Origin of the sequence: Desulfovibrio sp. An276 (assembly GCF_002159665.1) — a bacterium.
Classification (GTDB): Bacteria; Desulfobacterota; Desulfovibrionia; order Desulfovibrionales; family Desulfovibrionaceae; genus Desulfovibrio; species Desulfovibrio faecigallinarum.
On sequence record NZ_NFJC01000059.1, the window covers coordinates 1 to 9,960 of the forward strand.

Annotated in this window: 10 protein-coding genes and 1 pseudogene; 2 read left to right on the top strand and 9 right to left on the bottom strand. The window is 56.2% G+C overall.

Features of this window, described 5'->3' with window-relative positions:
- Window positions 1–173 precede the first annotated feature (173 nt).
- A complete protein-coding gene (locus tag B5F76_RS13950; protein WP_087355647.1) occupies window positions 174–974 on the bottom strand; it encodes an aldo/keto reductase in 801 nt (266 codons plus the stop codon).
- A gap of 29 nt (window positions 975–1,003) precedes the next feature.
- Window positions 1,004–1,897: an aldo/keto reductase gene (locus B5F76_RS13955; RefSeq protein ID WP_087355649.1), complete on the bottom strand. Its 894-nt coding sequence runs from the start codon at window positions 1,895–1,897 to the stop codon at window positions 1,004–1,006.
- 185 nt (window positions 1,898–2,082) lie between these two features.
- Between B5F76_RS13955 and B5F76_RS13960 the strand changes: the two genes are divergently transcribed.
- Window positions 2,083–2,970 (top strand): LysR family transcriptional regulator, encoded by an 888-nt coding sequence (locus tag B5F76_RS13960; RefSeq protein WP_162608869.1) that lies wholly within the window; start codon window positions 2,083–2,085, stop codon window positions 2,968–2,970.
- A gap of 161 nt (window positions 2,971–3,131) precedes the next feature.
- Here the strand turns inward: B5F76_RS13960 and B5F76_RS13965 are convergent, their stop codons facing one another.
- Window positions 3,132–3,605: a hypothetical protein gene (locus B5F76_RS13965; protein WP_162608870.1), complete on the bottom strand. Its 474-nt coding sequence runs from the start codon at window positions 3,603–3,605 to the stop codon at window positions 3,132–3,134.
- Window positions 3,606–3,671: 66 nt separating this feature from the next.
- Window positions 3,672–4,298, bottom strand: coding sequence for a hypothetical protein (locus B5F76_RS13970; protein WP_144268504.1), 627 nt, complete (start codon window positions 4,296–4,298; stop codon window positions 3,672–3,674).
- Window positions 4,299–4,326: 28 nt separating this feature from the next.
- Between B5F76_RS13970 and B5F76_RS13975 the strand changes: the two genes are divergently transcribed.
- The gene (locus tag B5F76_RS13975) at window positions 4,327–4,644 is read left to right on the top strand and encodes a hypothetical protein (RefSeq protein WP_087355657.1); all 318 of its coding nucleotides are present in this window, start codon (window positions 4,327–4,329) and stop codon (window positions 4,642–4,644) included.
- Window positions 4,645–4,875: 231 nt separating this feature from the next.
- Here the strand turns inward: B5F76_RS13975 and B5F76_RS13980 are convergent, their stop codons facing one another.
- The 5 genes and pseudogenes from B5F76_RS13980 to B5F76_RS14625 all read right to left on the bottom strand — a co-directional run bounded on the left by B5F76_RS13980 (window position 4,876) and on the right by B5F76_RS14625 (window position 9,775).
- Window positions 4,876–7,083, bottom strand: coding sequence for a DUF3987 domain-containing protein (locus tag B5F76_RS13980; protein WP_087355659.1), 2,208 nt, complete (start codon window positions 7,081–7,083; stop codon window positions 4,876–4,878).
- Between the two features lie 734 nt (window positions 7,084–7,817).
- A complete protein-coding gene (locus tag B5F76_RS13985) occupies window positions 7,818–8,381 on the bottom strand; it encodes a hypothetical protein (protein ID WP_162608871.1) in 564 nt (187 codons plus the stop codon).
- A gap of 223 nt (window positions 8,382–8,604) precedes the next feature.
- The gene (locus tag B5F76_RS15625; protein WP_087355663.1) at window positions 8,605–8,991 is read right to left on the bottom strand and encodes a 4Fe-4S binding protein; all 387 of its coding nucleotides are present in this window, start codon (window positions 8,989–8,991) and stop codon (window positions 8,605–8,607) included.
- 136 nt (window positions 8,992–9,127) lie between these two features.
- Window positions 9,128–9,487: pseudogene (locus tag B5F76_RS13995) on the bottom strand (DUF362 domain-containing protein); the annotation flags it as partial.
- 54 nt (window positions 9,488–9,541) lie between these two features.
- On the bottom strand, window positions 9,542–9,775 hold the full coding sequence (locus B5F76_RS14625; RefSeq protein WP_162608872.1) for a hypothetical protein: 234 nt from the start codon (window positions 9,773–9,775) through the stop codon (window positions 9,542–9,544).
- Between the last annotated feature and the right edge of the window lie 185 nt (window positions 9,776–9,960).

The window sequence follows — 9,960 nt, forward strand, 5'->3', positions numbered from 1 at the left end:
TTGCTCCAAATGAATTCGCAAGGTGCGTTTTCAATTGGCGCGAGGGAGGCTTCTACGCTTGTGGCATGGGTCTGTCAACAAATTTCTGCATTTTTGACAAACTTTTTTCATCCTGAGCTTGCAAGCTGTAGGGATCACTGTTTTTCCAAAGCGCGATTTTGTTCTGCTCAGATCTAGGACCAGGAAAAGAAGGAGCTTCCTCCGTCCATGGCGCGTATTGTTCGCATCTCATCGTCTGTCAGGGCAAAGTCGAAAATCTCCATGTTTGCCTTGAGCCTCTCCCTCACTGAAGCCTTGGGTATGACGGCAATCCCGCGCTCAACAAGGAAGCGTAATGCCACCTGGGCTGCAGTCTTGCCGTAGTTCTTCCCAATGTCCGCAAGGACAGGGTCGGACAAGATGTTCCCCCTGCCTGCCCCGAAGGGACTCCAAGCCTGCACGACCGTGCCCTTTTGCTGCAGCCAGTCCACCAGCTCACCTTGCTGAAAGCGCACGTGGTTTTCCAGCTGGTTCACGGCTGGCACCACAAGCGCATTGGCATAGAGCCTTTCGCAGCGCCCAAGGCCGAAGTTGGAGATGCCTATGCTGCGCACAAGCCCCTCAGCCTGCGCTTCCTCCAGGGCCTTGTACATCTCCTCTGCCCCCTCGTAGGGCTCGTGCACCAGCATGAGGTCCACGTAGTCCATCTGCAGGGCCTCAAGACTCTGGGCTATGCCCCTCTTGGCAAGGGCATAGGATGCGCAGGGAGAGTTGAGCTTGCTTGTGACAAAGAGCTCCTCACGGCCAAGGCCGCTTTTGCGGAAAGCCTCGCCCACCTCGCGCTCGTTGCCGTACATTTTGGCCGTGTCCAGAAGTCTGTAGCCAAGCTCCAGGGCGTCGAGCATGATGTCCACACCCCGTTTGCCTGTGAGCGTGTAGGTACCAAGCCCCAGCATGGGCATGGATTGCCCGTTGTTCAGTTGCGCATACTGCATGACCTCTCCTCTCACGTTCGCACCCTGCCCTATTGTTCGTACATTTTGGTCTCGTAGGTGTCCACACGCACCATATCGGGATCGAGAGCTCCGCGCATGTTTCTGTTGAGACCATTCACAAGGGCCATGTCCTCGTCGGACAGGGCAAAATCCAGGATGTCCAGATTCTGGCGGATTCGCTCCTCATGCACGCTCTTGGGGATGATGGCAACACCGCGCTGCAGATGCCAGCGCAAGACTATCTGGGCAGGGCTCTTGCCGTACCTTTGCGCAAGGGCGCAGAGAGTCTCGTCCTGCAGCACGTGCACTGGCTCGCTGATACCTGCAGCATCGTAGATCATGACCGCGCCCAGGGGCGACCAGGCCTGAGTGGCAATGCCGTGCCTTGCATGAAAGTCCATCAGGGACTCTTGGCTGAAGTAGGGGTGCAGCTCCACCTGGTTCACTGCAGGAACAACCGTACAGGCGTCCATGAGGCGTTCGAGATGAGGGATGTGGAAATTGCACACGCCGATGGCCCGCACCCTGCCATTTGCAAGTTCCTTTTCGAGATCCTGCCAGGCCTCGATGGTGCGCTCGAAAACGTGGGGCACGGGAAAGTGCAAAAGCACCATATCCACGTAGTCCAGTCCCAGGCGCTCAAGGCTTGCGTCCAGGGACCTGCGCGTCTTCTCTTTGCCGTACTCCGTGACCCAGACCTTGGTGGTGACAAAGATGTCTGAGCGTGCAAGGCCGCTTTCGCGTATGCCCCTGCCTACCTCGCGCTCGTTACAGTAGGTCTGGGCAGTGTCCACAAGGCGGTAGCCGGCCCCAAGGGCAGTTCCAACGACATCAGCGCACTCATTAGCCGGGATCTGGAAGACACCAAAGCCTATCTGGGGCATGCGGACATTGTTGTTGAGCACTATTTCCGGTTGTTGCATGGGCTATCCTCCTTATCTTGCCGAACCTGCGGCTGGCAAACCGTGCCTGCCATACTGAACCGTCATACAACAGTCACACAGAGGGTATCTAACGGGGTCGAAAAAAATGCAAATGCCTGTTCTGCATGACACACCATGCCCTGAAAGCATGCCGTGCACAAGGACACGCGTTGTGGAGGCTTTCCATGGAACTCAGAGTTCTGCGCTATTTTCTCACTGTGGCCCGCGAGGGCGATATTGCCGCTGCAGCCAGGGAACTGCACCTGACCCAGTCCACCCTCTCGCGCCGCATAAAGGATCTCGAAGGGGAGCTGGGCTTGCGCCTGTTCGACAGGAAGGGTGCGCGCATGCACCTGACAGCCGACGGCCTGCGCCTGCGCGGACGCACAGAGGAAATCGTGGACATGCTCAACAAGACAGATGCCGAATTTGCAGCACACGACGCACCCGTCGCTGGAGACATACACATTGGTCTTAGAGGGACAAGGGCCTGCCTCCCCTTGTACACCGCCATTGCCGGCCTGCGAGCCGAGCACCCGGACGTGCACGTGCATCTGTATGTTGCAAGGGAGGAGGAACTGGCCGAAAGACTGGAAAAGGGCTTGCTCGACTTTGCCCTGCTCCCCCTTCCCTGCGATCAGGATCTGTTTGAAAGTCTGTCCTTCCCGGAAAGGGAGATGTGGGGCGTCTATTTGCACAAGGACCACACACTTGCGATCCGTGAACGCCTCACTGCGAAGGATCTTGCAAACACACCCCTCCTGCTCCCCTTCCCCCAAAAGGCCTTTGAGAAGAGTGCGCTGCGCGCCTGGTTCGGGGAGACAGGAAAGGACCTTGATATCGCAGGCTCCTTCAACCACATCCCCTGTGCCGAGGCTCTGGCTGCTACGGGAGCAGCACTTGCGCTCTGCCCTGAAGGGACATGCGGGCTGGAGAACCTCTGCTTTCGCCCCCTCTCCCCCAGGCTTGAGACAAGACTGTGCCTTGCCTGGAAAAGGGAACTTCCCCTTTCAAGGCCCTGCGAGGCCTTGCGCATGAAGGCTGCAGCCCTTGGTGCCGCAGCAAGGGGCTAGGGCATCCTCAATCCGGACGTACTCTGGACAGCCCGCCTCTACCCCAAACGTAAGGTGGCCGACAGAGTCCGGGCCTGCATCGCTTCCCTCAAGGCAAGAAAAAGCCCCTCGGGAGAGGGGCATATGCGTGTCTGTGTGAATTTTCAGCTGACTCTGCTGCGCTACCTGGCTATGAGAACAGGTGGCTTGCGTGTATCCAGGCCAATGTGTCTGGTGAGATCAAGAGGGCGGCCTGTCTTGCTGTCCTGTGCAGTGACCTTTTCCAGAATGAGCGTGTTCATGAGATCGAGCGCCTTGTCAGTCGGCATGGGAGCACCCGGAACACCATAGGGCCTGTTGAAGGAGATTGTTGCCTCGCTGTCGGCAACACAGGTGCACATGGACTTCAGCCTGGCAACGCCATGCTGGGTGCGAAACACGACATTGTTCAGACCGGAGGCCAGACCCGCCTTTTTGAGACCACTGTAGTTGCACCGGACCTTGGCATCCATGATCAGAACACCATGCATGTCATGATGATTGATGATGTCCACATCAAGCCAGGTATTGTCGCTTGATTCCTGGATTTCCCTGTAGCCGTAGTGCTGATAGCTTTTCCAGGCCTGCACAGGAGAAACAGCAGACATCTCTGCCATGCACAAAAGACATATACAGACTGCAACAAGAAGAATACGTCTGTTCATAAATGCCTCTGCTTCGTACTAGTGAACAAAACAATAGGCTTCTTCTCTCGATGGATCAAATCTAAACGTCAATATATAATTTTTCTTCTTAAAATAAATTTCATTTTGATCAACAGAAATGGTTGCTCCGCTCACAGTTGTGATAGTGACATCTTTCTGATCCAAAGAAAGCGGTTTTTTATTTCCAAGAGATCTGACAGTTATCATTGTTCCTGATGGCTCAAAATCTATAAATTTATAATTAATTCCTGGATGTACAATAATCTTGTTTCTTTTATCTCTTATGATAAAATATCCATCTAGTGATATACTATTTTGTGGTGTGTAGACAAAAAAGAGTGATTTTCCTTTTTTTTCCAAATCTATAAAAACTTTTCTATCGGAATCAAATTTCACAGAACCAATATTTGTGGAAATTTTCACATCGTCTTTGTTCTGAAAAATCCTGCCTTCCTCTGGACGTTCGTAATAGACAATGACATCACCGCCCATTCGACATCCGAATTCTGTTGCATAATATTTCTTTTTGGGCATCATCTTGGTAGTCACAATGGCGTAGTTTTGGGCAAACGCCTGTGTGCCACCCAAAAGAAGACCAGCACAAAGAATGGCAACTGCCACCAGCAAGCCAACAAGCCGTTTCATGTCAGACTCCTTCATTGCGGGGCTTATCATGGTGCTGATTTCCTTTGCGCAGCCGGCCATGAAAAAGCCCTGGGGCTTTGCGGAGAAACAGGGAAGAGCACAAGTCCCGCTGCTGCGGGAGAATGCCGAATGCCAGCCAGTCCCTGCAGGATACAGGGCTTACAAGATTCAACTACTTGAAAACAATGAGAAGGTCAAAGAAAAGATCATTTTGGGTGCTGACCAGACTGACCTACGGGCTTCACTGATGCACGCAAAACCCGCAGCGAACAAATTTCTTCCCCGGGATGTGAGCGCAAAGGCCGGAGGGCCACGCCATGCGCAGGGCCAGGGCCTCGGGACTTGAGTCAGGATTGCCCTAGGCAGGCAACGAGGGAGAGAGACGATCACGACCCTACCTTCGTTTCCCGGGTACGACTGCCCCTGCCCTGCAGGCCCCTGTGATGCGGCAAGGCCGTGCACAAGGGCCAGTACGGCAAGAAGGATATGGATCAAGGTGCAAAGCATGTAGGTCACCAAAGGAGCACAAGCCAGAACACTATCCAGAGAGCCCATGCCGCGGCCAGCATCTCGGGCGTCATTGAGCCTTCTGTGAGGTCAGGCCAGGCAGGCTCTGAGCCTTGGGCTGGAAAGGGACAGCGTTGTCCGAGCTGGCAGCAGTGCCTTCGGGGCTGGCGTCGAGGCTTTCCTCCCCACTGTCTGCCACACTGCCTTCCCTGGCCCCGGCACTGTCCTGTGCGACATCACGAGCGTCCTGGGCGCTGGCATTGGCTTCCTCCCTTTCGGTTTCTTCCCCCTTCCGGCTGTCCGAGGCAGGGAGTCCGCTGACAGTGCCAGCTGTTTCGACAGGGACACTTTCACAGCCTTGAGCCGTTGCACCTGCATCTACAGCTACGGTGCCACTGTTGCTTTGGGTTTGCACGACTGCGGGATTGAGCTCGTAGCGAACCATGGGTCTGCCGCTCTTTCCGGGCACGGATATGGTGCGGATGTAGCCGTGTTCAATCAGCGCTTCGAGCGCAGTGTTCAGGGGCTTCATGGTGCGGAAACACCCCTGCCCCTTCAGGGACTGAAAGCACTCCCTGGCAGAAAAGACACTCCAGCCGCTGCTGCTGACAGCGTCAAGAACCTTGCGGGCGGAATCTTCCGGATTGTCCTGAAGCATGAGCGCAAAGGCAGCCTTTGCGTGCTCGAAAAGAAGGTCTCCGAGAGCAAGGGCCTGTGCCATCTCCTCTGCGGAGATGACAAGGTTGGTCCTGGGATTGTCGCAAGACACAAGGTGGAAAAGTGCTGCAATCCTTCCCACAACATCGCTTGCAAATATGGTGATCCACTCCTGCATGGGTGCAGCAAGACCCTGGCAGAGCCTGTCGGCTCTTTTCTGGTAGTCACGCCACAAGAGGTCCGCATTCCTGGAAAGGGTGAGGGTACGTGCCTCCTCGGGCTTGTTCCAGGACGCGGGCAAAATGCGCAAAACCCTCCTGAAGAAGGCTTCGACAACTTCCTTGGGCGCCCTTGTTTCTTCTCCGAAAGTGCGCTCAATCGGCATGAAGTAGATAAAGCGCGTAGCAAGGCCCCTGGACTGCAGGATCTTCACCTTCTTTGGATCCGCAAGGGCGTCTGGCTGGGGAGCGAGGGCCATGGAAAGCCTTGGCCACATGCTGTAGGCCCTGTCCTTTCTGTTCACATCGTGGCGGTCTGCATCCCATGCCTTTGCCACAAGACTCTTCGCAGACCTTGAGGAGGCTGCAGAGAAAATGTCCAGGCAATTGTCGCTGGCGCTTGCAAGGGTGAACGTGTCATGCTGCTCGTGCATGGCATCCTCAAGCCCTGCCAGCGTATCGGTCACAAGGCGGGGGACAACGGCTCCTTCATAAAGGCTTGTCTGCAACGCACAGATTTGCCTGACGAGCTCCTGGAGAACCTCCTCCTTCCTCGCCACCTGAGCGTCCACGGCTTCCCTGGAAAGCTTGCGGATGGCCCTTTTGGCGATCATCTTCTGGATGTTTTCCTTCGTGATCTCGGGCCCGACTTCGCGCGCCTGTGCTTCTTCCCATACCCGTACGGGAGCAAGGCATGCCTTGAGTGTCGCACGCTTGCGGCGTACCTGCTGCATGGGAGACATGATGAAAAGGTTGGTGGGCTGGACGGCGCTTGTTCCGTAGAGCTCGACAGAGTAGGTGCTCTGGGCGCAGGTTGCGATTACGGCCAGGGCGCTGGCAAGAACGGTTTCCTCCGGCACCTGCAGTTCGCAGGAAATACCGCGGCAAAAATCCCCGAGAACAGGCGGAAGCTTCGCGCAGTCAAGCTCTAGCAGGGTACGAGTGGCAAAGGGGACGGGTGTTGTCCACTCCTTCGGAGGCTCTGCCTCAGTCATGCCTTTCTCAGACTCAGAACCCGTTGTGGCGCGCCGCCTTGTGGCGGCCTTCTTCCTTGCGCTCTTGCCCGAAGCCCCGGACTTTCGGGTCTTCCCGGTCTTTCCAGACTTTTTGGCTTTGTCGGTCTTGTCCGATTTTTCGGTCTTCTCGGCCTCCTTCGTGCCTTCCTCGGGCACGGACGTATCCTGATTCTCCCCGTCCAGGACAAAAGAGCCTGAATCATGGTCGCCTGATTCGGCCACGTCTGCGGGGGCGGTTGCATTCGTGGGAGCATTCCCGGTTGCATCCATGTTTGGATCGGGTGCAGCGGCCATGCCGGCAGCTTCTGCCTGCATGTCCTGAGCAGCATCCTGTGCTGTCCCTGTCCTGGCATCCTGTATGGAGGCCTGGGGCGATATATCTGTCATAAGGTATTCCTATTCTGTTGCCTGTTCAAAAACTCTTTTGTCCCCTGCCCAGGGCATTTCCCGTTGTCTTTGTGTCACGGCCAAACCGCCTCTCAAGGCGGCTTGAGTCTGTTTTTGGGAACAGTGCGGGAGAGCCCATCCTCATACTGTTTGCACGAAGGATGGGAAAACAAGGGGCCAGAGGACGTTGCCTCAAGCAAATATTGCGTTTTTGTCGCAATATGGCTGTCTGTCGCGGGACAGACAATATATTTGACGTGCCGCAGATTTTGTCGACATTCCGACTCTCACCATTTGGGCCATCCTCTCGCCGGGAGAGGACGGCTGCCATGCGAGATATGAATTATACCGATATGCCAATTTTGTCTAGACGTCTTTCATATAGGCATTTTTCGGAAACTTGTCCAGTTCATCCCAAAAATAGACCAACCAGTCTCTTTTTGATTATGCAATAAAATTCTTGTAATCTCAATTACTTATTAACATAGCAACTTGACAATCTCTTTTAAGGTACCATGGAAACATATTGAAAACATGAAATAAAAATTTTTTTCGGGATTTTTAAAATTTTCTGACATGCTCATTTTGAGATTTGTTTCCCGAACGTGCCGGCTGGCATACAGGACTAGCCCAAGCCCATGGTTCCCTAGGCCCCCTGCTCCGCCCTCTCAGGCGCCAGATGACAGTCCCAAGGCAGAAGGTCTCTCCCTCCCGGGAACTCCCTATCTGTGGCCTTAAGGACAGGCCTGCCTGCCTGAGCGGGGTTGCGCAAGCCCCCTATTCGAGAAAGCCAGGAGGCGCCCCAGCCCCGTCCATATCCGGCACTGGCGCATTGTGAGCGGCAGCTTTGTTGCATCCAGCCTGAGGCCCCTTCTTCTTGCATCTTTCTCAAAGTCAAGGCCCTCGGCAAGACACAGGGCTCCCCTGGCCTCAACGACTATGGCTGATACGGGTTTCGGGCAGTGATGTTCGCAAAATCCGCACCCATAGCAACGCGTCTCGTCCACAACCGGAACCGCAGCCACGTGCCCGGGCTGGACGACAACGTTCACGGCACCGTAGGGGCACTTTTCCTTGCACACCATACAGCGCTTGTCCTCGGCCCAGGCAAGGCAAAGATTCTTTTTGAGGGTAGCTATGCCCACCCTGGCCCATCTCTTCTCGGAAAGAGGCAGGGGCAATATGGCGTGTGTCGGGCAGACAGTACCGTAGCGCGCACACTCTGGCAGACAGGCCCCACTCCTCGGATCAAGGGCAGGGGAAAAGGGGCCTGCAGTGCCTGCATGCAAAGGCCGCAACGCAGGCAGCACGCAAGAACGTCCGGCTCCGGAAGCGAACCCGGGGCGCGCACGGGAATAAAAGGTCCTGCGCGAAGGACGGGGGGGGGGAGCTGCCTGCACTCCTTTTGAGAAGCCCGGCCTGCGGGGCATACCGCAGTGCCCCGTACTCGCAGGCCTGTATACAGGAAAGGCAGGTAGACACTCGCAAGCCATGGCACGATTGCCGGACACACCCGAAGCCTCAAGGCCTGCCGGGCAGGCTGAGGCACACTTGCCCACATCCCGTACATGTGCGCTCCCTGACTATCCTGAACGGGACAAGGCGTGCAAAAAGCGCAAGGAGTGCCCCTGCAGGACACAGATACCTGCACCAGAAGCGTGGCCGCACGCACTCGAGGACTGCCAGGACAAGCCAGAAGACAAGCACGAAGGAAGCCGTCCTGAAGGAACCTTGCTCAATCTGCAGATAGAGAAGGTCTGTGGGATGCGCTGCCTCAAGAAACGGCGCAAAAGCCTCGATCCCAAGAGCAAGGCCCCCTTCCCAAAGGGGCACGAGAAGAAGGGCATAAGGACGCGTGGCAAGGGCTGGCGCAAGGGAAGGAAGAAACTCGCGGCAGACAAGGTGCATGACAACGCCTGCCAGGGGTCGAGCCTCAAGTACAGGTCCGCAGGAAGGCCGACCACTCCGCCGTTGCCGGCAAAAAGAACAAGGGCAAGGACACGAGCAAGGCTCACACCCTGAATGACGCACTGCAAGCGGATCTTCACGGCCTTTCCCCTAAGGCTAGACGACAATCCTTTGCACGTTCAGGTTCTCCACGTCCATGCGCCCGAGGCCACGCGTGGGCGAGAGCTATGTGTCCTACCTTGAGAGGGGCAATGCTGCGGCCATACCACTCGTAGGAGGCAACAGTCAGGGCGTCTGCTGCCACGGGATTCGGGCTTGCTATGACCTCGTTTGGATGCAGCCCCTTGCCTGGACCGTAGGGCTCGTTGGTGCTGAGCACCCTTGTGGCGTCCACCACGGCAAGGTCTGGCTTGATGCGGCTGCACAGATCGACTATTGCCGTGTCGAGGTCGTAGTGCGAGTGCATGCTGCCACGATCAAGGACAAGGCCCATCTGCCCCTTGAGAGAGGCTCACACCTGTGGAAGAATTGGTCTTGGCCACAGGGGCTGCTATGAGCACATCCGCGTCCAGAACGTCGCGCATAATGGCATTGGTGTGCATGCCCCTTGCCCCTCCAGGGTGATCTCGCGATAGTGGAGATCATGTGTCAGGTTGTGGCAAAGGCCCTCGCGCACACCGTCGCAGGCCGACAGAATGCCGGAGGTCACAAGGGAGGAATCCCGGCCAGAGCGAAAGGCGTAGTCCAGCACAAGGACCCTAGCAGCCCCTGCCTCAAGGCACATGCGCAAAAGGGCACACCACCTCTGGGTGGGTGTTGGTTGCGCTCTCAACGTCCGCCACAAAGCGCATGTTGGGCTTGTTGACATCCTCCCCCGCCTAAAGGCGGAGGATTCCCAGCGGAAACAAGCTAGCTTGATCCCTGGGCGGGTTCCGCTTCAACGAGGCAAGGAGCCTCTCCACAGGCTGT

Bases quoted from the DNA above. Each gene is read 5' to 3' on its own strand.
- B5F76_RS13950 (WP_087355647.1), bottom strand. From the start codon at position 974: ATGCAGTATGCGCAACTGAACAACGGGCAATCCATGCCCATGCTGGGG.
- B5F76_RS13955 (WP_087355649.1), bottom strand. From the start codon at position 1,897: ATGCAACAACCGGAAATAGTGCTCAACAACAATGTCCGCATGCCCCAG.
- B5F76_RS13960 (WP_162608869.1), top strand. From the start codon at position 2,083: ATGGAACTCAGAGTTCTGCGCTATTTTCTCACTGTGGCCCGCGAGGGC.
- B5F76_RS13965 (WP_162608870.1), bottom strand. From the start codon at position 3,605: ATGGCAGAGATGTCTGCTGTTTCTCCTGTGCAGGCCTGGAAAAGCTAT.
- B5F76_RS13970 (WP_144268504.1), bottom strand. From the start codon at position 4,298: ATGAAACGGCTTGTTGGCTTGCTGGTGGCAGTTGCCATTCTTTGTGCT.
- B5F76_RS13975 (WP_087355657.1), top strand. From the start codon at position 4,327: ATGGTGCTGATTTCCTTTGCGCAGCCGGCCATGAAAAAGCCCTGGGGC.
- B5F76_RS13980 (WP_087355659.1), bottom strand. From the start codon at position 7,083: ATGACAGATATATCGCCCCAGGCCTCCATACAGGATGCCAGGACAGGG.
- B5F76_RS15625 (WP_087355663.1), bottom strand. From the start codon at position 8,991: ATGCACCTTGTCTGCCGCGAGTTTCTTCCTTCCCTTGCGCCAGCCCTT.
- B5F76_RS14625 (WP_162608872.1), bottom strand. From the start codon at position 9,775: ATGTGCCTTGAGGCAGGGGCTGCTAGGGTCCTTGTGCTGGACTACGCC.